This window comes from Aquitalea pelogenes, from assembly GCF_041914625.1.
Taxonomy (GTDB): Bacteria; Pseudomonadota; Gammaproteobacteria; order Burkholderiales; family Chromobacteriaceae; genus Aquitalea; species Aquitalea pelogenes.
This window is the reverse complement of the sequence record NZ_JAYSDA010000016.1, coordinates 63,262-81,670: the sequence shown is the minus strand read 5'-3', so window position 1 is coordinate 81,670 and position 18,409 is coordinate 63,262. Positions and strand designations below refer to the sequence as shown.

Genomic DNA, 18,409 nt, shown 5'->3' with positions numbered 1-18,409 from the left:
TACCACTACCTGCAAATAAAAACACCCTGCTTCAAGGCAGGGTGTCGTGTCCGTAGTTTGGCCAAAGCTGCCTTTCAACCGATGACTGAGGAGCGGCTAATTTACACAGAATTCCAGACATCCTTCTGTTGAAACAGCACAAACCGATAAAGGCCATGCATGAATTTGCGCATGGCCTTTCTGTCATCTCGGTTGCCCCATTGTCAGGATAAATTGTTCTAAATCTCCCTTGCGAGACAAGGTCATTTTACATGGGGCCAGACCTTGGCTGTCTCTGTGCTAAATCACCTTGGCTTGCTGGGCCCACATGTGGGGGAAACTTTCGGCACGGATTGCTGCTGTCATTGCCTGAGTGTTGAAGCCGGCCAGTTGGTGAATGGCAAAGGGGTCGGCTGCAATCATCTGCTGTATTTCCGCCTCCTGCTCAGCATATGCCAGGATGTATCCGCCGGTGCCGCCCAGCAGCGGGCCGGCAAACAGGATGCGGCCTTGGCGGATATTGTCGACCAGCCATGTCTTGTGGCCTTCCAGTTGGGCCTGGACTTCCTGCTCCGGGCGCAGATAGTGGAGGGTAATGGCAAATAGCATGTTTGTTCTCCGGTATGGAAGGTGAGTTACAGGCTGGCAATGGCGCTTTTGGCTTTGGCAATGCCTGCCTGACGGATTTCAGCGGCTTTGGATGCACCTTCCGCGCGGATGAATTGCACATCGTCTATGCCCAGAAAGCCGAAGAATGCCCGCAGATAGCCTTCCTGGAAGTCCATGTGTGCCAGCGGGCCTTCGGCATAGAAGCCACCACGGGCCGAGGCGACAATCACGCGCTTGCCACCGGCCAGACCAACCGGGCCGCGCTCGGTGTACTGGAAGGTACGCCCAGCCTGGGCCAGGCGATCCAGCCATGCCTTGAGCTGGGTGGGAACGGAAAAGTTGTACATCGGGGTGCCCATGACAATGACATCGCTGGCCATGAATTCCTGCAGCAACAATTCCGATAGCTGATGTTCCTGCAGCGTGGCTGCGTCAAACGTGCTTACGCCGCTGGGTCGGAATCCGCCGGCAATGGCAGCGGTAAGGTGGCGGATTTCCTGCTGCACCACATCGCGGTAGACCACGCGGGCGTCCGGGTGTGTGGCTTGCAACTGCTGCACGATGGCGGCAGACAAGTCACGGGTGATGGACTGTGCGCCAAGAATGCTGGCATCAATATGCAGAATATTCATGGGTATCTCTTTGCTGGGTGAGGTGTTAACGACTGGCAGCCTGGGCTGCCCGGTCTAGCAGGCGGGCGATGGTCGCCGGGCGGGAAATCATCGAAAGATGGCTGGCAGGCACCGACCACACGGTGGCACCGATTTGCCCGGCCATGCGTAGCTGAACCGCAGGCGGCAAGGCCTGGTCTTGCGTGGTATGCACATACCAACTGGGCTTGTCGTGCCAGGCCGCATGTCCCACCTTGCCGCCAAAGCTGGCCATGGCAATGGGCTGCTGCACGGCGGCCAACAGCCGCGCCTGTTTGAGAGGCACATCGGCAGCCATCACCTGGCGGAACTGAGCCGGCTGGTCCAGCCACAGCATGCCGTGCGCGTCGGCAGCCAGCCCTGCCATCGGGGCCTGCAGGCGGGTCAGCAAATCACTGACCGATTCATCGTTATCCGGCACCAGGGCGGACAGGTAGACCAGGCCTTTCACATTGGCAGCATTGCCCGCCTGGGTGATGACGGCACCGGCCCAGGAGTGGCCAACCAGCAGCACATCTCCCGTCTGGCGCTGCAGTACCTTTTCGGTGGCGGCAACATCGTCCGCCAATGAAGTCAGCGGGTTTTGCACCGCCGTAACGTGATAGCCCAGCCGCTGCAGCCGGCTGATGACTGGTGCCCAACTGGAGCCATCAGCAAATGCGCCATGTACCAGCACGATATTGCGAATGGCAGGCGCGGCCTGGCCAGGCGTGCTGGCCAGTGTCAGCATCACACCGGCAAGGGCCAGCAGTTGCTGCTTCCAGTTGCGGGCTTGCCGTGCGTTGGCATTCTGGCTTGAAAAGCCTGTTGCATCATTTACTTGTGACATTTTTTCCATCCAGTGAGTCAATGTCATGCAGTGTAGCCGGGTGGATGAAGGCAAATAAGATGGCGAACTGGACATTGTTCATGCAAAATTCGCCAAACAGACAAGGGGAAGATCATGCAGATCGCCATCGTGGCACTGGAAGGCAGTTTGTTATCCGCCATCAGCGGCCTGGCGGACATGTTCTGGATCTGTAATCAGGCCAGCCGCAATCCACCACCTGGGGTGGTAACAGCCCTGGCAGGCAGTCCCGGCCCGCTGTTTCACACCCGGATTGTCAGTGCCGATGGCCAGCCGCTGCGCGACACACAAGGACGGTGGATTCCGGTGGATGGCGCGTTTGACGCAGAAACAGCCTACGATGCCATCCTGATTGCCGGCATGGCGCTGGGGCCTGACGGCCAGCCGCCGCATAGCGCGGCCCACGCGCAGGCGGCCCGCTGGCTGTCATCGCGCCATCAGACTGGCGTGCTGATTGGCGGCGCGTGTGCCGGGACCTTTGTGCTGGGACAGGCTGGTTTGCTCGACCGGCGCCGTTGCACCACCACCTGGTGGTTACACCATGTGTTCAAGCAGCGTTTTCCGGCTGCCTGCCATGTATGGGGCAGCGCCCTGGAGGAGCAAGACGGCATCATTACCACCGGAGGGCCACTGTCCTGGGTGGACCTGGCACTGCATGTCATCCGGCGACTGGCCGGCCCGGAGCTGGCCAGGCTGGCGGCGGACATTTCGGTGGCCGACAGCCTGCCCCTGCCGCAATTGCTGTATGCCCCGCGTGGCTTCGTCAACACGGCCAACCCGCTGCTGTTGCAGGCAGAGCAAATCATCCGCCATGCCAACCCCGGAATGACGGCGGAGGCGCTGGCCCAGGCCTTGCACCTGAGCGAGCGCACCTTGCACCGCCGCCTGAAGCAACTGACCGGTGAGTCACCCAAGGCCTTCATCACCCGTGTGCGTATCGAAACAGCCTGCGTGTTGCTGGCTACGCCGGGCATCAGCATCAAGCAGGTGGCCAGCCAGTGTGGTTATGGCGATGAAACCGCCTTCCGGCGCGCCTTCATTCAGGCCATGGGACTCACTCCTGTGGATTACCGCCGCAGGATGCAAAGCCACCAGAACTAACACGTGAATTTGCGTGTTCCCTGCACTGTTCACTACAGTCTGAATGCCTTGTGACAGCTTACTCTTCGAAACGGACATCGCTACTTACGCTGGGGATGGCAGCTTTGGCCGACATCCACCCAAACAGAAGTGGGACTTTGCCCCCTTCATCCTGATTACCCTCCAGCCCTACGCATAAGTCCCCCTTAGCTTCCGGGCGATCCATTCCACGACTTGCGGCACAACGGCGTTGCCGGCAGCTTGAGCCTCTGCAAAGTTGGTCGCATCCAGTCCCAGGCGAAGCCCATGATGCTCAGACGCTCTGGCCCGGTCAGCCATCGAATCCCGTCCGTCGGCTTGAGCGATGAGGCCTGCGCCACTGATAGGGATCTGGCTTGGTGCTTTACCGCTAAGTAAAGTAGGGAAAGGCTTGAGCCCGCATTGTTGCGCTGGCGGCGTGCCAGGAACAGCTGCCATTGGGCTGGCGTCAGCCAGCAGCTCGATGGGGGGATGCTCGTGAAGACCGGCAACAATGAATACGCGACGGCGTTTTGTGGGGACTCCGAAGCATGAAGCATCCAGCACCCGCCAGCATCCCAGATACCCGCATTCGGCAAGCGTGGAAATGACTGTCTGGAAGTCCTGGCCATCTCGGCAAGAGAGCAGCCCCGTGACGTTTTCAAGGACCAGCCAGCGAGGTTGTAACTCTCGGGCGAGGCGGCAGACTTCAAAGAACAGGCCAGAGCGCTGGCCGGCCAGGCCTTGCCGGGCTCCCATGGTGGACAGGTCCTGGCAGGGAAAGCCGCCGACCAGGACGTCAACGGCGCTAAGGTTGTGGGCACCGACGGTGCGCACGTCGTCGAACTGGCGGGCGTGGGGGAAACGGTCGGCGAGGACGGCGCGGCAGACGGGGTTGATTTCGACTTGCCAGGCGGTGGTGAAACCGGCGTTTTCAAAGCCGATGTCGAAGCCGCCGATGCCGGCGAACAGGCTACCGATGGTGGGGTGTGGGCCATGCATGTGCTTCCTTTGCAGTGGCGTGCGATGACGCGCTGGCAGGAGGCTCGGCGGCCTTCAGGTGATTGTGTGCCCGGCAGCGCGGGCATTTGATGCTGAGGACCAGCACGTGGCCCTCGGCGAGTTTGCGGCCGCAATGGCCGCAGCGGATTTCGGGTAGTGACATCGGCAAGGTGGTCCGGGACCGTTTAACCGTTAGACTGTCCAGGCTTTCTGCGCAGAAAGTGGCAGCCTTGGGGTGACTTGCAGGTATCGTCTGCGGGTCAGCTGGCCGGGTGGGTGTTCGTAGCACCCATCCGGTCGCTGTCTCTTAATAATCGTGACTGTTCTACGTGCCGGCCGGATAAGCCGGCCTGATGGGTAATGTCTGAGCGGGATCACCAATGGATGTGCTGATGATTTCTCTTAGAGCCCGACGGTAGTTTGCCCACTCTTCCGGAACGGCCACGGCGTTTTCATAACAACGCAAGATTGTTGTATCGCTGGCAAGAAGAGCTGTGTTCGCTTGGGATTGCAGATTAATCCATGTAGCGCCCGCTGCTGCTTCCTCAATTGCTGCAATTTCCTCGGCACTCAACTTTACCTCGGCAATTTCACCAGTAATTACGTTTAATTCAGTTCTCTTCATTTCCTAGCCCTCAATGATCAGGTTGGCGCTGCCCGCATTGAATACGTCCGTGCCACCGATCGTTGTTAGATTGATGCAATCAATTTGACTGGAAAGCGTTACATTGCCCGCACCTTCAGTAACTTGAGTAGATACCCCGCCATACACCTTATGGGTGGCGATCCAGCTAAATCCAGACGTTTTCTCAAACTCCATTTTTCCGACATGCGTGGTGTTCGCTGCGCAATAGATGCACATGCCAGAAGTCGAGTTTAGATAAGACGTTGTGCTGTTTTGACCTGTTGACACACCTGCAGACCCAGAGAAATAACCCGATGTCTGAACTGATCCACTCCCTGCTTGGACCAACAGTCCGGTACCTGATGCAGTCTTCACGCCGTTCAACAGTAACCTCACCCGTTTTGCCCAAGCTGGTATTCCGGAAAAGAGGAAGGAAGTGCCAGATGTCGTTGCTACAGCAGCACCGATAATGGCAGTGGGACAGCCTGCCCATGCAGACCATGTGTCGTTGTATTTGACCCGCCAGTAAATACGCTTGCCCTGATAGTCCAGATAGTGCTGGTACACCATGGAGCCTGCAGCATAGACAGACAACATGCCCGCAGTGGGTATCGGGTAGTTGCTACCACTGGCGGCATTACTATTCAGTGACTGGTGATACCAGCCGGTGCTGATAATGTCGTCCAGGTCCACCTTTGCGCCCAGCAGCGGTTTGAGGGGCAGCGCATCGGTAATGCCATACCCTGCCAGCGTGGTCGGTGTCTTGCTGATGTCCGCCCACGCGTGGCCATGTTTGAGTGGCGCGGCCGCATCGCTCACCAGCTTGCCGATAGCCAGCTTGAGCTGGTCGGTCCTCGCCGCATCCAGCTTGATGCCGGCCGCCTCGATCACGCTCACCAGCTCGCCCTGCATGCTGTTGAGCCAGGCGGCGGTCACGATGCTGCCCAGCGCACCGGTTGACGGGTCGCCATCGTGAAACAGGCTGTCCGGGGTGTTGATCTTCTGCATTCAGCCCTCCTGATAGGCAAAGTAAACAAAGCTGTGGGCGGGTTTCAGCTCGCGGAACACGGTTTCGATGACAGGGTCACCAAAGCTGGTCAGCGCTTCGCCAGCACCGGCCTGGCCCGCGCGGAAGCGCCAGGCCTGCACCTGGGCGGCATGCACTACCACCTGCCACACCCAGATGATGTCGGCCACCTGCAGCATGTCGCCGGCGCGGTTGATGCCAGCACGGAAAGGCTGCGGTTCGACGATGTCGATGCGATAGCCCAGGCGGCTGGCCAGGCGTTTGAAATAAGGAATGCTCAAGCCACCAGTGGCAGCCAGCCTGGCCAGTACTGCCTGCAAGCGTTGCTGATAGCCCGCGCCAGACGGTGGGGTGATGTCGCACACGCGCTCCCAGTCCGGCAGCGTGTATTCGGCAAAGAAGGGGGAGATGGCGGCGGCGGCCTGCAAACCATCGCGCTCGGCCACATCCAGCGCATGCCCCTCCGCGTGCAGTTCGACCTGCAAGGGCTGGGCGTTGCGGGCGTAGGATTGCGGCGGTAGCAGCAGTGCCAATAGCGTGGCGTGGCTCATGGCATGGCCTTGATGTCGAGTCGCCCCAGCCGCAGCCATTCCACCCGCTGTTCATTCACCAGCGGCTGCACATTGGCAGCAGGCAACACAATGCGGCGATCCACCACACCGGGCAGGCTGGAGGCCAGCGTTTCCAGCTGGCTGCGGACCAGTACCTGACCAGGGGCCAACTGGTCGAAGCGGGTGTGCAGCTGCGGTGTCAGCTGTAACCGGGCTTGTTCCAGCATCAGGCCGGACAGCGTCAGCAACAGCTCGACATCCACGGTGCGCACCGTGGGCGCGGCCACCAGGCTGTGCTTTGCCGTCACCGGGCGTAGCGCATCGATATGTGCTTGCGCGGCGGCCAGCGTCTCCAGCGATGGCAGGCCACCGGCCGAGGTGATGATGATGTCCACCGTACCCAGCCCACGGCGTAGCGGGTAGACATAGGCTGCAGATACGCCCGGCACTTCCAGCGCCCAGCGGCGGTAGTCATGCACATTGCCGCCAGCGGGTGGACGGCGGATCAGGTCCAGCAGCCGCGCCAACAGCTCGGCATCGCTTTCTTCCTCTACGCCGCCGCGCATTTCGGGCAATGCCGCCTGCGATTGCACCCCGGGTGGCGGGGCCAGTAGCTCCAGCCGGGCATCGTCAGGTGCATTGCCTGCCAGCCCGGCCTGCATGGCGGCGGCGGCCAGTGTCAGCGTGCCATCGTCCCCAATCCGGCCTGCCTCGCGGCTGATATACAGCTGGTCTCCCCACTTGCCCTGCACCCCGGCGGCGACGGGGCTGCCGGGATTGCCACGCAACAGCATGCTGCCGCTGGCGGTGACTGCGGGTTTGGGAGCCAGGCCACGCAGCCGGGCATGCAGCAGCAAATAATCATGATCGGCGGTGTCGGGGAAGATCTGCCGCACCATCCACGCCTGGTGCTGGTACAGGCCTTCCACCGCACTGGCCACCGAGGTAGCGCGGATGAAATAGTCGGAATCCGGGTCGACATCCGCCTCCGGCAGCAGGTTGCGGATGTCGCGCAGCATGTCGGCGCGGATCTGCGCCATGGTGAGCAAGGGATAAGCCATCAGCCGCCCACCCGTACCGGATAACGGAAGGTCTGCAATGCGCCGCTGGCTGCGGTAACGGCAATCAGCAAGATCAACCAGCCCGGTCGGGGCCGCTGGCTGTCTACCGTGATGCGGCTGGCGCGACCATCCTGCAGCAAGGGAGCCAGCGCCTGCTCGGCATACTGCCGTGCCAGCGTGTCGATGCGGCTGAGGTCTTTTGCCCGTCGCAATTCATGCAGGCGCGAGCCCAGTGTAGGGTCTGCCCACCAGCTGCCCAGCGGCGTGGCCAGGCGCAGGTAGACGGCATTGGCCAGGGTGCTGGTACGGCTGCCGGCATAGCTGGCGGTGTGGGGGTCGAGTAAAGCGTCCATGCCCCGATTGTCGGGGCATGGTGGGAGACGGGATTAGCTGAGGGGGTTCAGTGGGCCGTGTTGTGCGCCTTGGAAATCAATTCACCGGCAGGGTGCCACTTCCGGCAGTGTTCTGGTTTGAGGGACGCTTCTTTTTTCTGAACAAGAGATAGTAGACGTAGCCCGGGAACAGCAGGGCAACCAGTGCAGTAAAAATGCCCATGAAGTAGCGGTAAAAATTGTCATGGATGATGGTGATGGCACTATCCTGGGGCGATGCCGGGTTGTAGTGTATTTGCAGGGTTGAACAGACAGGGTGCTTGGCCATGTCGCGATGCGCATCCTGAGTAAACTGGAAGGTTACACTTCCGCCGATTGCTTGCCGGTTGTTCACGTACTGTTTGCCATTGACCTGGTATTGGTAGGTGTATACCGGTTCAAGAACGCGATGCCTTCCACCATGGCTGTCATTTAGCCGCGCTTCAGTGATGATGGCATCGGTCACTTTCCATGTGCCGGTTGCCTGAACTTCCTGCCATTCTGCTATGACCTCATTGAATATGCCGAGAGACAAGCATAAACAGATTGGTGTGATTATGATTTGTATGAGCCATGCGGCAATGCGTGCGTATTTTGCAAGAGCCATGTTGTGCTGTTGCTTCCAATTCAAGAATGAGAGTTATTGCTCCGATAGTGTTGATATCTTTTTATTGGGGCGAAGCAAATAGAAGAGGATGCAGCCTGAAGCGACGGACATCAATAGCCCCATGAGTGCCTGCACGATACTCGTAAAGCCGGCATCAAAAGAAATGGAAATAGTGCTGTCTTCTGGTGATTCTGGATCGTAATGAACAGGTATTGTGGAGCCTGTTGGATGTTTTTTCATGTTTAGTTGAACATCTTTAATACGACTATATGCAATGCCTTCTCCAATGGATTGCCGGTCATTGCTGTATTGCTTGTTATTCACTGTATATTTGTAGGTATAGACAGGAATCATATCGCCGCGGCCATGGTTTTGTATTCGAACGGAAGTAATTACACCTTCTGTGACAGGCCAATAGGCAGCTACTTTTTGTTTATGGAAATTTGCCAGGCCAAGGTATAAAAGACTGACAGAAAAAGCGAAACCAACTGCCACGATAGTAAGGATGAACAACCAAGCCGAAATCATTTCTTTACGAGAGTACTGCTTCATGATTATGCACATGTAATTGTTTGGTTCAATCTACTCCCTGTGGCTATGCTTGCGCAAGCTGACCTCGCCAGCTACCACATCCCCACCCGCCACCACATCGCCATCGGTCTGGTAGCTGCCACCTTCCTGCCGCACATCCCCGCTGAACACCGCACCATCCCCCCCTTTGATGGCCATGCCGCCTTGTCCCGTTAGTTGCTGGCGTACCATCACCTGGCCAGTGAACTCGGCCTGTGGGCTATCAAAGCGCATGCCTTCGGTGGCGGTAAGGGTAAAGGTTTTGGTCGTGCCTGCTATCTGGCCGTCTTTAAATACAAAGGTATCGCCGAAGGCGTTAAACACGGCAGTTTCACCGGGGGCCAGGCCTTGCACGCGGAACTGGCCGTTTTCGGTGGCGATGATGATGCCGTGGCTGGTTTTGCCACCCAGCGGCAGCACCACAACGGCGGTGCCGGGCGGTGGATTGCTGGTAAAGCCAAACTGCTGGAACAGCTCCAGATCGGGCAGGCCTTCACCGGCCAGGCCTTCCACCTGGGCCAGCTGGCTGGCGGCACCATTGCTGGTAAGGCCCAGCACGCCACGGAAGGCCTGGCGGATGCCGGCCAGCGCACGGCTGATGCGGCGGTCTATCTCTGGGGTCATGGCTGGCCTTTGCTGAGGGTATTAGGGCGGCTGACATCCACCGCCACCAGGGTTTCGCTGGCGCTGCTGTTCTTGCCACGGCGGTGGCTGCGCTGGTGCGGGTGGGCGTCCAGCACCCAGGCCCCGTCTTCTTTCAGGGTGAGCACGGTCTGGCTGGGGCGGCCACGGCCACCGCTGAAGCGGCGCGCCATCAAAAAGTAAATACCGTTGATGTCGTGCGGCTCGCTCAATACATGCAGGCGCTGGCCCGGCGTCCACAGCAGGCCATCGCTGGTGCGGTGGCCCTTTACCGTGGCTTGCAGTGTCAGGCCCTGCAGGCGCGAGTCTGACAGTATCTTGCGTGCCCGTGCGCGGGCGGCGGCCAGGCTGTCGGCGTCGTGGTCGATGACGATGCGTGGGCGGTACACGCTGACGCTGCTATCACGCTCCACCACCTTGATGGCGTGGCGGCCGGCCTGCAGCGCGCTGCCATGCGACTGGCCCAGCACGGTGATGTCCGAATAACGCCCGGCCATGCTGCGTACGCGGTGCAGGCGCTCCACATTATTGCCCTGGCCATCACGGCGCAGGATCAGGCTGGCCACTGGCGGGCGCTGGTAGTCCGGCCCGCCAATCACCAGCGTGCCATCCGGTTCAAACCACGGCCACAGGCCGTTGGCCTCGGCCGCATTGCGCAGGGTGTCCCAGGCGCTGTCGCCCGGTTCGACGCTGACTTTTTCGCGGGTGAGGCTATGGGCGGCGTCGATGCGGATCTTGCTCAGCCCCAGCGGCTTGACCACCTGGGCGACGATGTCGGCCAGCGTGGCCTGGCGGCGGGTGAAGATGGGCGAGGAGCAGTCCACCAGCACCGCCGCGCCATCCCGACCGCGCAGGGTGAGGCTGTGTGCGCCATGCTCAATCGGGTCCTCGATGTCGTCGATGCGCCCGGTGAGTACCAGGTCGCGGCCGATGCGCAGTTGCACCGCCGCGCCTTCCTGCAGCGCGGCTGGCAGGCGGCCATCCGGCAGGCCCAGTTGCAACTGCCAGGCATCGGCCGGGGTCAGCAGATCAGCGTCGATCTCGTAGCTGCTCCATGCGTGATGGGCCTTGCCGGCCAGCAGCAGGCTGACCACGTCATCATCCGGCGTGGTGTTAACGGGCGTAGGCATGGAGCAGGTCTCCGGCGTGCAGATGGTTGGGGTTGCGCAGTGCCGGGTTGAGGCGGGCCAGCTCGGCAGCGCGGCGGTAGTCGCCATACCAGGCAAACGCCTGCAGGTGCAGATTGCCGTCCTGCTCCACCCGGCGCAGGATCAGTGGCGGGGCCAGCGCAATGACGGTGCGCGCCGCTTCCTGCACCGCCAGTGCGGTGTCTTTTAACGCCTCAATCACCGGGCGTGCCTGTTCCAGCGGGTAGGCTGCCTGATGGCTGTCTATCCCTGCCTGCAATAGCTGGCGCACATCGTTGGCCATCGCCTCCAGCTGCGGCGGGGTGAGCGTGGGCTGCTCGGCCTGATCGGTCAGCAGCTCACTGGCGGTGCTGGCCAGGGTGCTGGCGGCCAACAGTTGCACCAGCGCAGTGAGCTGGGCCACGTCCTGCGGGCGCGGCGGCAGGCTTGGGGCCGGGGCGGGCTGGTTCTCCGCAACAGACGGTAAGTCACGGACCGGGTCGGCCGGACGGGATTGTTGCGCCGGCAGCAGCACGATGTGGTCCAGCTGCCGGGCCAGGCTGTTCCAGTCGCTGGCGATGGTGTCGGTATCGAAACCGCGCAGGTCCACCAGCCCGTCCAACAGCCCCACCAGCTCTGCTGCAAAGGCGCGGGGGCTGTCCAGCAGGCTGGCCCCGGCGATCAGGCCATGTAGCTGGCTGCGCACCGCCGCCAGCGTGCTGGTCATCACCGCGCCCAGCGCCTGCAAGGGGGCGAGTTGGCCTTGCCATTGCTGCAACTGGGCCAAGGCCTGGTCGAACACGGCAATGCCAGTCTGGCGGGCAGCATCCGCCTGCAAGGCCAGGCCTTGCGCCTGCTGTGTCGGTAGCTGTTGCACAAAAAAGGGCTGGCCCGGTGTGGCTTCCTTGAAGGCCAGCTCCACCGTGCAGTAATCCACCTCCTCGGCGGAATGGCGGACGACATGGCGCAGCAGTTGCATACGCGCCATGCTGCCGAACACCGGGTGAATCAGCTCGCCATGGCCGGGTTCATCCAGCACCGCCAGAAAAGCCTGTAGGCGGCTGTCGTAGTCTTCACCAAAAAACACCGCCGTCAGCCGTAGCTGGCGCGCCTTGCGCCCCAGGTCCTCCACGTCCTCGCCATCCATATAAGGGTAGGCATGGTTGGCGGTATCGCGCTCGGCCTCGTCCTCGGTTTGCAGGCAGTCGAACAGCAGGCCGCGGAAGCTGGCGTCCAGCAGGTTATCCTTCCAGGACATCAGTTTCTCCGTGCCGTCAGGCTGTTGTTTTGATTGACCACGGCCACCAGGTCGTTGCCGTTCAGACGGAACTCGCCCTGCAGCTGCACCACCATGGGTTGCTGGCTGGCCTGTTGCATCTTGTCGGCGGCCAGGTTAAAGCGGGTGGAAGAATCCATGACGGATTGCAGCAGGGCCAGTGGTGGCTGCGGTTGCAAGCTGTTGCCACCATTTCCAGCCAGGCTGCTGCTGCCGGATGGGTCACTAAACCAGGCGGTCCCGGCCGCCGTGCCCGCCTTGTTACCCAGCCAGCCGCCGCTGATGGCACCGCCAATGGCACCCAGCAGTCCGCCAATGGCGGTGCCGATGCCCGGCAGAATGGCGGTTCCCAGTGCCGCGCCCATGGCTGCACCACCCCAGCCACCAATGGTGCCACCGGCTACATCACCGGCCAGGCCGGACCAGGCGATCTTCTTTTGCTGGTCAGATAGCGTCGGGTCTTTGTTGATGTCCAGTGCCTCATTGGCAGCCAAAACACCGCCCAGCACCACGCCGCCGGCCTTGCCGATCAGCTTGCCGGTTTTGGCCAGACGCGATTCCCGCGCCGCCGTGGCTTGCGCCTGTTCCCAGGCTTTGATTTCGGCATGGTTGGTAATCTGCCCGGCGGTGTTGGTCCTGAGTGTGGGGCGCGCTTGTGTTGCCTTTTCCAGCCGGGCGGCTTCCCGTGCTTCCATCTTGCCCAGCAACCTGGGTAATTGCCGCTTCCAGGTCCAGTGTCCGCCTACCAGCAGTGCAGCGGCGCTGCCTGCTGCAGTCAGCGGATTTTCGGCTGCCCACTTGACCATGCCCGCCATGCCGCCGGTGGCCTGCGTGGCCTTGTCCGACAGCTTGAGTTTGGCCACTTCCACCTCGGCCGCCTTGATCTTGCCGAAGCTGGCTTCCCTGATTTCTGCCACGGCCGCGCCAACCAGGTCATTCCTGGCAGCGTCCTCGCCTTGCTGCATTTCGTTTTCCAGCACATCCACATTGCCCAGCAACTGCCGGGCTGCCTTGCTGGTATACATTTCGCGGAAACCGGCCTCGGACAGCTTGAACGGGTCATCCAGGTTTTTGGCTTTTAGCTCGCGCAGGAAGGCAAACAGACTGTCCACCGCCTTTTGCCCGCCAATCGGCTTGCCTTGTTTGTCCACCCCGCCAAAGTAACCGCCAGGCATGTATTTCTTGATGTCGATGCCCTTGTCTTTCAGGCCTTTCACATAGTGTTTCTGCGTCAGGTGGCCGAAGAAGTGCTCCATGAAAGTGGCCACTTCACTGGGTTGCGTGGCCGGGGCCAGCTTCATCAGCTGCTGGGTAATGGCACCGGTCAGGTTCACCGCCTCGATGCCGGTAAAGCCAGCCGCGGCCATGGTGTTGAAGGTCTTGGGGGCGTCCTGTGCCATGGCACCCACTTCGTAACGGCCAGCCCGGCCGTGATACAGCAGCATATTGTGCATGGAGGCTTGCTGCTCTGGCTGGATACCCAGCTTTTGCCGGGCATCGACGTCCAGCTTGGCCACGGTTTCGGCACTGGTGAAATAGGCGGTGGCAGCGCGGGAGGATTCACTGATGGAGGCAATGGCGAATTCAAATTTTTCACCCGCACTGGTGAAGGCGCGCAGGCCGGACAGTACGTCCTCCGGCATCTGCAGGGTGCTGCTGGCCACATCCAGCGCTTTCTGTTTGGCCTGGTTGCTTTGCGCGGTCGTCATCTCCCCGGTCTGCTTCATTTCCAGCAAGTCACGATGAAAGCGCAGGTTGTCGCGCATGGCATCACGCGCAGCGGACAGGCCACCCAGGGTGGCGGCCAGTCTGGACATGGCGGAGAAACCGTTGATTTCGTGGTTCAGCTTGCGTGCCAGGCTGACGGTGTTGTACAGGGCGCGCTCAGCCCCTGTCCCAAAGGACCGCATGGCGGCTTCGGCCCGCCGCAAACCCGATACGATCTGGGTCTGGCCGTTTAAACTGAGCCGCAGGGAAACTTCCAGATTTTGCATGGGGGCACCATGACGGGATGGTTATTGACACTGGGCGCGCCGGCACTGGCCGGCGGCTTGCTGATGTTGCTGTGCGGGGTGGCTATCCTGTTTTTTGGCGGACTGTCGCTGCTGGCGCGGGCGCTGGCGGCGGTTTGCGCCGTTGCGATTTCACTCTGCGAATACCTGTCCGCTCGCTGCGATCCTCCGCGCTGACCACCTGGGCCAGCGCCAGCAGATACAGCCACTCCGCGTCGCTCAGGGCGATGGCGGGCTTGCCAAACACCGCACCAGCCTTTTCAGCGTGGCGGTACTTGAATCGTTCAAACGCGTTGTCTGCGGCGTTTTTTTTACCTCATCCAGCAGTGCCAGGAATGCCTCGTCCGTCATGCGGGTCGGGCTGAATGCCCGCTCAAAGGCCAGATACTCCTCCAGCAAATACGCCTTCTGTTCCCGTGTCAGCGTGGTGGCCAACTGGCTGGCCGAGGCAAATGCCGGCTGGCCGTCCTCGGCATCCAGCACCGCCAGCGCCAGCAGTTCGTTGGCCAGGTGTCGCTCGTACAGTTCGGCACTGGTGGCAGTCATGGTGATATCGGCAAAGGCCTGGTGGGCGGCCAGCCCCGCGGTGGCGTAGTCCTGCTCGGTCAGCAGGCGCAAGCACAGGCAGGCATCGCCCAGCTGCACCGGCTGGCGCTGACTGGCCGCATGTTTCAGTTTTTCCAGCAGGGTCATGGCTTATTCCTTCACCTTGCGCAGTGCGGACAGTTTGATGTCGCGCCGCGCTTCGTTATCCACGCTGTATTTCTCGCCCACTTCGGTGGTAAAGCAGTCCAGCCAGCTTTCACGCTTGCCGCCGGCACTGAGCGGGTAGATGGTGAGCTTGGCCCCCTTGATGCCTTCCCAGTCCAGGTCGCCAGTCAGCGGAATGGCGACGGTGGCGGCCAGGTCGTATTCCGCCACACCTTCGGCAAAGCCCTTGGCGCGGCCGGTTTTGTTCATGGTCTTGACCAGCTTGCGGCCGGTCTTGGTGGTAGGGGAAAGGTCGATGACTTCCACTTCCTGGCCATCGACTTCCAGCACGATGGCACCTGCGTATTCTTCCAGCATGGAGTGCTCCAGTTTGTGGCAGCGGCTTTCTCGGGTCTGGTGGCCTCCGGTCGCTGCCGGGTTGTCGGGTGGTTTACAGCAGCAGGTCGATGCGGCCGGCGATGACATGCAAGCCATTCACCACATCCGCCGGAATGCGCACGCACAGCCAGCCCACGTTCTGCAGGTCGCGCTCTACCAGCACGCCGTCCTTGTTGGCATCGACCGCTTCCAGGATTTCCAGCTCTTCCAGCTTGTACAGCACATCCAGGATTTCGCTGCGCACCTTGTCCGGCGTGCGTTCGGACAGCTTGTCGCGGGGAAAGCGCTGGGTGGTGCGCTGGCGGCAGGCGCGGCGCACATAGTCCAGCGTGCGGATGGTGGAATCGGTGCTGGAGTCCATCTTGCAAGAACGTGGACTGAAGCTGCGCCCGGATCAACGTGGCCAGGTGGTGGCCTTTTTGTATGACTACATTGCCAGGGGAGGAAGTCGAGAAACCATGACCCAGGCCTTGGGTGCACTGGTGGCCTGACTCTACTTTTCGACAGTTCCCAAAAGGACAGGCGGGTACTAGTCTAACGGCCTGTCCATCTGCGAGGTTCAGCCCATCATGCCGGAGATACGGATGTCGAGCGCCTCAGGCGGCTATTAAATGATGCGCTCGACTTGCTCAAACCGACTGGCCCGCACTACCTCCAACCGGCACCTGTGATGTACCAGGCTGCCAATGATGAATGCTATCCGGCCATCCATCCTGAACCGCGAACCATTCAGTCCGGTGTCAAAAACACTGCAAGATCAATCAATCTGCAGCTGTTTTTACGCATTTTCCTGCACGACAAGCTGGACGCCCCCGCCATGCTGATAGCCGCGTGGTTATTGGCTTTCGTCGCTTCATCACCGATCAAGTACCGGTGACAAAATAACTACCCCCCCACAGCCACCACCACCGGTAGAGTTGTAGTTGCCGCTGCCGCCGTCGTACCAGCCGGTGGCTCCGGAGCCACCGCCACCAGCAATTACACCGTGGTTGGCCACCAGCAGCGGCACGCCCTGGCTGCGGTTGAGCGGGATTATGGTCTGCTTGATAGAGGACAGGCACCTTCTGATAGCCTGATATATCACCAACCCTGAATGCTGCAGGCTGAACATTTGCCTAAAGCCGCCATTGACCGTTGTTCTGTCGAATAGCGGACTGGAAGGTGCATGGTCAGTTGTTCCGCCGCTGCTGACCGGTGAGCAAGGGATGAAAAATGGCCGCGTTCCCATTGAAAGCGGCCACCAATACCTTCAGTAAACCGGACGGGTGTCACCAAGGGCTGACATGCTATAGCTGAAAGCGCGACGTAATACCTTGCAAGTCATGGGACAGGGAGCTTAGCTGGGCCGATGTGGTGGCCAACTCCTCCACGGTGGCGCTGTTCTCCTCGGCCATATGCGACACCCGCTCCATGTTTTGAGCCAGGCTTTGACTGGCGGTACGCTGTTCACCCAGAGCGTCGGTGATGTTAGCAATGCTGCGCTCGATGGCGTGGGTGCTGTTGCCAATCCGTTCTATGGTCTGCGAGGCCAGTTCGGTGCTGCTGGTAACGGCCTGCACACTATCCAGACTGGTATCCATGCTTCCAACAACGCGGCTGACGCCATGCTGGATGGAGTTGATCATCTGGGTAATTTCACTGGCGGAAGAAGTGGTTCGTTCTGCCAGCTTGCGTACCTCGTCGGCCACCACGGCAAAGCCTCGGCCCATTTCCCCTGCTCGTGCGGCTTCGATGGCGGCGTTGAGCGCCAGCAGATTGGTCTGGTCGGCAACATCACGGATCACCGTGACGATGCTGTCAATTTTCTCCACTTCCTTGCTCAGCATGTTCATCTGGGTAGATGTGCCACTGACTGCATGGCTGACATCCTTGATGCGGGCCACCGAATCAATCACTTCCTTGCCACCGTCACGCGCCAGACTGCCGGTCTGCAGGGACTGGCGCTTGGCTTCGTCGGAGTTGTCGGCAACGTGGTTGATGCTGACTGTCAGCTGTTCGATGGTGGCGGCGGCTTGAGAGGTGGCTTCGGCCTGATGCTGGGCACCGCTGGCCACCTGTTCTGCCATGCTGGACAGTTCTCGGGCGGAGTCGGCCACATTGTGTGCATTCATCTGGATGGACTTCACGATCTCGCGCAGGCCACTGCGCATTTCCTGAATACCATGCGCAATCTGAATGGCTTCGTCCCGTGCCTTGGGGTAGTCCTCATCCTGGCCGGTGAGGTTTCCCTGGCGGATCTGTTCTACCAGCCGTGCAGATTTCTGCAGTGGCAAGGTGATGAGCCGGGCGATGAACAGGGCACAGCTCACTGCCAGCAGCAGGGCAATGCCACCCACCGTCATCATGCTGACCATGGCTTCCTGGTAAGCGCCGGTGGCATCCTGAATCGATTTTTGCATCAGCTCTTCCTGAAAGGTGGAAAACTCCTTCAGGCTGGCAATGTATGCATTGTTGGCCGGAGAGAGCTTCTGTTTCACCATGGCCGCAGCTTCAGCTGACTTGTGGCTGCGAATCAAGGGGTAGATCTGATCCAGCGCAGCGCTCAATGCCTGGTCTTCCTGCTTCAGCTGGGCAAACAAGGATTTGCCCTTTGCTGTGGAAAGCAACGGCTCTATCTTGGCCATGTCTTCATCCAGGCTCTTGTCCAGCTTGTCGGCCTTTGCCAGGTACTCCTCGGTATTGTCAGCACTGAATATGATGGCATTACGGATTTGCTGGCCTATATCCAGCGATTTGGTGGTGATGCTATTGGCCAGGCTGATTTCGGGGTAGCGGTGCTGCGTCATGTCGACGATTTTGCTATTGATGATTTTCATGTTGAAAATCGCCACGCCCAGCAGGACGAACAGCAGCATGATGACCAGGGTAAAGCCCCCGAGCAGTTTTTGTCTTACGGATAGTTGGCTCAACATGATCTTTCCCCACCACTATTATGATTTGTCGGGTCTGTCCGGTAAATTGATAAAAAACAATCCCTTACAAATAATCCGGTTTATTGCCTATCTTTTGATAGACCAGAGCCCAGGTCAGAACAAGGGAATATTATTGTTGATGACGAAATGAAGTGTGTGTGCAGGCTTGTGGCATGGCATGCGTCTGTGCAGGGCAGGGCAGCCAGCGCAATATGGCAACGATGACTGAAGGCGTGATTGATGCGGCTACCCGTCTGGAACGACCAACCGCCGGAGCCCAACAGTCTGGCGACAGTCTGGCCTGCGCGCTGCCTTGCACACCGGACGGAAGATGGCTCCGTTCATCTTGCCGGT

The 18,409-nt window shown here is 60.2% G+C and carries 24 protein-coding genes; 4 read left to right on the top strand and 20 right to left on the bottom strand.

What is annotated here, in order from left to right:
* Positions 1-279: 279 nt before the first annotated feature.
* The 3 genes from ACE3SE_RS13605 to ACE3SE_RS13595 are packed head-to-tail and all read right to left on the bottom strand — an operon-like array spanning position 280 to position 2,067.
* Positions 280-588 carry a YciI family protein gene (locus ACE3SE_RS13605; protein ID WP_374556023.1) on the bottom strand — a complete coding sequence of 103 codons (309 nt, stop codon included), beginning with the start codon at positions 586-588 and terminating at the stop codon, positions 280-282.
* Between the two features lie 26 nt (positions 589-614).
* The gene (locus tag ACE3SE_RS13600; RefSeq protein ID WP_374556021.1) at positions 615-1,220 is read right to left on the bottom strand and encodes an FMN-dependent NADH-azoreductase; all 606 of its coding nucleotides are present in this window, start codon (positions 1,218-1,220) and stop codon (positions 615-617) included.
* A 25-nt stretch (positions 1,221-1,245) separates the two neighbouring features.
* Positions 1,246-2,067: an alpha/beta fold hydrolase gene (locus ACE3SE_RS13595; protein WP_374556019.1), complete on the bottom strand. Its 822-nt coding sequence runs from the start codon at positions 2,065-2,067 to the stop codon at positions 1,246-1,248.
* A gap of 114 nt (positions 2,068-2,181) precedes the next feature.
* On the opposite strand from ACE3SE_RS13595, the gene ACE3SE_RS13590 reads away from it, so the two are divergent.
* On the top strand, positions 2,182-3,186 hold the full coding sequence (locus ACE3SE_RS13590; protein WP_374556017.1) for a GlxA family transcriptional regulator: 1,005 nt from the start codon (positions 2,182-2,184) through the stop codon (positions 3,184-3,186).
* A 168-nt stretch (positions 3,187-3,354) separates the two neighbouring features.
* Here the strand turns inward: ACE3SE_RS13590 and ACE3SE_RS13585 are convergent, their stop codons facing one another.
* The 13 genes from ACE3SE_RS13585 to ACE3SE_RS13525 all read right to left on the bottom strand — a co-directional run bounded on the left by ACE3SE_RS13585 (position 3,355) and on the right by ACE3SE_RS13525 (position 14,036).
* Complete coding sequence (locus ACE3SE_RS13585) at positions 3,355-4,185, bottom strand: DNA cytosine methyltransferase (RefSeq protein ID WP_374556015.1); 831 nt, start codon at positions 4,183-4,185, stop codon at positions 3,355-3,357.
* On the bottom strand, positions 4,157-4,348 hold the full coding sequence (locus tag ACE3SE_RS13580; RefSeq protein WP_131361102.1) for a Com family DNA-binding transcriptional regulator: 192 nt from the start codon (positions 4,346-4,348) through the stop codon (positions 4,157-4,159). The genes ACE3SE_RS13585 and ACE3SE_RS13580 overlap by 29 nt, the downstream gene beginning before the upstream one ends.
* A gap of 162 nt (positions 4,349-4,510) precedes the next feature.
* A complete protein-coding gene (locus tag ACE3SE_RS13575) occupies positions 4,511-4,810 on the bottom strand; it encodes a hypothetical protein (RefSeq protein ID WP_374556013.1) in 300 nt (99 codons plus the stop codon).
* 3 nt (positions 4,811-4,813) lie between these two features.
* Positions 4,814-5,818, bottom strand: a complete 1,005-nt coding sequence (locus ACE3SE_RS13570) for a pyocin knob domain-containing protein (protein WP_374556011.1) — start codon at positions 5,816-5,818, stop codon at positions 4,814-4,816.
* Positions 5,819-6,388, bottom strand: coding sequence for a YmfQ family protein (locus ACE3SE_RS13565; protein ID WP_374556009.1), 570 nt, complete (start codon positions 6,386-6,388; stop codon positions 5,819-5,821).
* Positions 6,385-7,449, bottom strand: coding sequence for a baseplate J/gp47 family protein (locus ACE3SE_RS13560; protein ID WP_374556007.1), 1,065 nt, complete (start codon positions 7,447-7,449; stop codon positions 6,385-6,387). Before ACE3SE_RS13560 ends, ACE3SE_RS13565 begins: the two co-directional genes overlap by 4 nt.
* The gene (locus ACE3SE_RS13555; RefSeq protein ID WP_374556005.1) at positions 7,449-7,802 is read right to left on the bottom strand and encodes a phage GP46 family protein; all 354 of its coding nucleotides are present in this window, start codon (positions 7,800-7,802) and stop codon (positions 7,449-7,451) included. The genes ACE3SE_RS13560 and ACE3SE_RS13555 overlap by 1 nt, the downstream gene beginning before the upstream one ends.
* Positions 7,803-7,878: 76 nt before the next feature.
* The gene (locus ACE3SE_RS13550) at positions 7,879-8,427 is read right to left on the bottom strand and encodes a DUF3592 domain-containing protein (protein ID WP_374556003.1); all 549 of its coding nucleotides are present in this window, start codon (positions 8,425-8,427) and stop codon (positions 7,879-7,881) included.
* A gap of 33 nt (positions 8,428-8,460) precedes the next feature.
* Complete coding sequence (locus tag ACE3SE_RS13545; protein ID WP_374556001.1) at positions 8,461-8,979, bottom strand: DUF3592 domain-containing protein; 519 nt, start codon at positions 8,977-8,979, stop codon at positions 8,461-8,463.
* 30 nt (positions 8,980-9,009) lie between these two features.
* Entirely contained in the window at positions 9,010-9,621 is a 612-nt protein-coding gene (locus tag ACE3SE_RS13540; protein ID WP_374555999.1) for a phage baseplate assembly protein V, read from the bottom strand.
* Positions 9,618-10,769, bottom strand: a complete 1,152-nt coding sequence (locus ACE3SE_RS13535) for a phage baseplate assembly protein (RefSeq protein ID WP_374555997.1) — start codon at positions 10,767-10,769, stop codon at positions 9,618-9,620. The genes ACE3SE_RS13540 and ACE3SE_RS13535 overlap by 4 nt, the downstream gene beginning before the upstream one ends.
* Positions 10,753-12,024 (bottom strand): DNA circularization protein, encoded by a 1,272-nt coding sequence (locus tag ACE3SE_RS13530; RefSeq protein WP_374555995.1) that lies wholly within the window; start codon positions 12,022-12,024, stop codon positions 10,753-10,755. Before ACE3SE_RS13530 ends, ACE3SE_RS13535 begins: the two co-directional genes overlap by 17 nt.
* Positions 12,024-14,036 carry a hypothetical protein gene (locus ACE3SE_RS13525; protein WP_374555993.1) on the bottom strand — a complete coding sequence of 671 codons (2,013 nt, stop codon included), beginning with the start codon at positions 14,034-14,036 and terminating at the stop codon, positions 12,024-12,026. The genes ACE3SE_RS13530 and ACE3SE_RS13525 overlap by 1 nt, the downstream gene beginning before the upstream one ends.
* 9 nt (positions 14,037-14,045) lie before the next feature.
* On the opposite strand from ACE3SE_RS13525, the gene ACE3SE_RS13520 reads away from it, so the two are divergent.
* Complete coding sequence (locus ACE3SE_RS13520; protein WP_374555991.1) at positions 14,046-14,231, top strand: hypothetical protein; 186 nt, start codon at positions 14,046-14,048, stop codon at positions 14,229-14,231.
* A 42-nt stretch (positions 14,232-14,273) separates the two neighbouring features.
* On the opposite strand, the gene ACE3SE_RS13515 is transcribed toward ACE3SE_RS13520, so the two are convergent.
* From ACE3SE_RS13515 to ACE3SE_RS13505, 3 genes are all read right to left on the bottom strand, one after another.
* A complete protein-coding gene (locus ACE3SE_RS13515; protein WP_374555989.1) occupies positions 14,274-14,747 on the bottom strand; it encodes a hypothetical protein in 474 nt (157 codons plus the stop codon).
* A gap of 3 nt (positions 14,748-14,750) precedes the next feature.
* Entirely contained in the window at positions 14,751-15,122 is a 372-nt protein-coding gene (locus ACE3SE_RS13510) for a hypothetical protein (protein WP_062789375.1), read from the bottom strand.
* 73 nt (positions 15,123-15,195) lie between these two features.
* On the bottom strand, positions 15,196-15,504 hold the full coding sequence (locus tag ACE3SE_RS13505; RefSeq protein ID WP_374555987.1) for a phage tail sheath C-terminal domain-containing protein: 309 nt from the start codon (positions 15,502-15,504) through the stop codon (positions 15,196-15,198).
* 1 nt (position 15,505) lies between these two features.
* On the opposite strand from ACE3SE_RS13505, the gene ACE3SE_RS13500 reads away from it, so the two are divergent.
* Both ACE3SE_RS13500 and ACE3SE_RS13495 read left to right on the top strand, forming a co-directional pair.
* Entirely contained in the window at positions 15,506-15,634 is a 129-nt protein-coding gene (locus ACE3SE_RS13500; RefSeq protein ID WP_374555985.1) for a hypothetical protein, read from the top strand.
* A gap of 179 nt (positions 15,635-15,813) precedes the next feature.
* Positions 15,814-16,020 carry a hypothetical protein gene (locus tag ACE3SE_RS13495; protein ID WP_374555983.1) on the top strand — a complete coding sequence of 69 codons (207 nt, stop codon included), beginning with the start codon at positions 15,814-15,816 and terminating at the stop codon, positions 16,018-16,020.
* 409 nt (positions 16,021-16,429) lie between these two features.
* Here ACE3SE_RS13495 and ACE3SE_RS13490 read toward each other — a convergent pair whose 3' ends face one another.
* Positions 16,430-18,055: a methyl-accepting chemotaxis protein gene (locus ACE3SE_RS13490; RefSeq protein ID WP_374555981.1), complete on the bottom strand. Its 1,626-nt coding sequence runs from the start codon at positions 18,053-18,055 to the stop codon at positions 16,430-16,432.
* Between the last annotated feature and the right edge of the window lie 354 nt (positions 18,056-18,409).

What these genes read in the sequence shown, in the direction of transcription:
- ACE3SE_RS13605 (WP_374556023.1), bottom strand. Translation starts at nt 588, where the DNA reads ATGCTATTTGCCATTACCCTCCACTATCTGCGCCCGGAGCAGGAAGTC.
- ACE3SE_RS13600 (WP_374556021.1), bottom strand. Translation starts at nt 1,220, where the DNA reads ATGAATATTCTGCATATTGATGCCAGCATTCTTGGCGCACAGTCCATC.
- ACE3SE_RS13595 (WP_374556019.1), bottom strand. Translation starts at nt 2,067, where the DNA reads ATGTCACAAGTAAATGATGCAACAGGCTTTTCAAGCCAGAATGCCAAC.
- ACE3SE_RS13590 (WP_374556017.1), top strand. Translation starts at nt 2,182, where the DNA reads ATGCAGATCGCCATCGTGGCACTGGAAGGCAGTTTGTTATCCGCCATC.
- ACE3SE_RS13585 (WP_374556015.1), bottom strand. Translation starts at nt 4,185, where the DNA reads ATGCATGGCCCACACCCCACCATCGGTAGCCTGTTCGCCGGCATCGGC.
- ACE3SE_RS13580 (WP_131361102.1), bottom strand. Translation starts at nt 4,348, where the DNA reads ATGTCACTACCCGAAATCCGCTGCGGCCATTGCGGCCGCAAACTCGCC.
- ACE3SE_RS13575 (WP_374556013.1), bottom strand. Translation starts at nt 4,810, where the DNA reads ATGAAGAGAACTGAATTAAACGTAATTACTGGTGAAATTGCCGAGGTA.
- ACE3SE_RS13570 (WP_374556011.1), bottom strand. Translation starts at nt 5,818, where the DNA reads ATGCAGAAGATCAACACCCCGGACAGCCTGTTTCACGATGGCGACCCG.
- ACE3SE_RS13565 (WP_374556009.1), bottom strand. Translation starts at nt 6,388, where the DNA reads ATGAGCCACGCCACGCTATTGGCACTGCTGCTACCGCCGCAATCCTAC.
- ACE3SE_RS13560 (WP_374556007.1), bottom strand. Translation starts at nt 7,449, where the DNA reads ATGGCTTATCCCTTGCTCACCATGGCGCAGATCCGCGCCGACATGCTG.
- ACE3SE_RS13555 (WP_374556005.1), bottom strand. Translation starts at nt 7,802, where the DNA reads ATGGACGCTTTACTCGACCCCCACACCGCCAGCTATGCCGGCAGCCGT.
- ACE3SE_RS13550 (WP_374556003.1), bottom strand. Translation starts at nt 8,427, where the DNA reads ATGGCTCTTGCAAAATACGCACGCATTGCCGCATGGCTCATACAAATC.
- ACE3SE_RS13545 (WP_374556001.1), bottom strand. Translation starts at nt 8,979, where the DNA reads ATGAAGCAGTACTCTCGTAAAGAAATGATTTCGGCTTGGTTGTTCATC.
- ACE3SE_RS13540 (WP_374555999.1), bottom strand. Translation starts at nt 9,621, where the DNA reads ATGACCCCAGAGATAGACCGCCGCATCAGCCGTGCGCTGGCCGGCATC.
- ACE3SE_RS13535 (WP_374555997.1), bottom strand. Translation starts at nt 10,769, where the DNA reads ATGCCTACGCCCGTTAACACCACGCCGGATGATGACGTGGTCAGCCTG.
- ACE3SE_RS13530 (WP_374555995.1), bottom strand. Translation starts at nt 12,024, where the DNA reads ATGTCCTGGAAGGATAACCTGCTGGACGCCAGCTTCCGCGGCCTGCTG.
- ACE3SE_RS13525 (WP_374555993.1), bottom strand. Translation starts at nt 14,036, where the DNA reads ATGCAAAATCTGGAAGTTTCCCTGCGGCTCAGTTTAAACGGCCAGACC.
- ACE3SE_RS13520 (WP_374555991.1), top strand. Translation starts at nt 14,046, where the DNA reads ATGACGGGATGGTTATTGACACTGGGCGCGCCGGCACTGGCCGGCGGC.
- ACE3SE_RS13515 (WP_374555989.1), bottom strand. Translation starts at nt 14,747, where the DNA reads ATGACCCTGCTGGAAAAACTGAAACATGCGGCCAGTCAGCGCCAGCCG.
- ACE3SE_RS13510 (WP_062789375.1), bottom strand. Translation starts at nt 15,122, where the DNA reads ATGCTGGAAGAATACGCAGGTGCCATCGTGCTGGAAGTCGATGGCCAG.
- ACE3SE_RS13505 (WP_374555987.1), bottom strand. Translation starts at nt 15,504, where the DNA reads ATGGACTCCAGCACCGATTCCACCATCCGCACGCTGGACTATGTGCGC.
- ACE3SE_RS13495 (WP_374555983.1), top strand. Translation starts at nt 15,814, where the DNA reads ATGTACCAGGCTGCCAATGATGAATGCTATCCGGCCATCCATCCTGAA.
- ACE3SE_RS13490 (WP_374555981.1), bottom strand. Translation starts at nt 18,055, where the DNA reads ATGTTGAGCCAACTATCCGTAAGACAAAAACTGCTCGGGGGCTTTACC.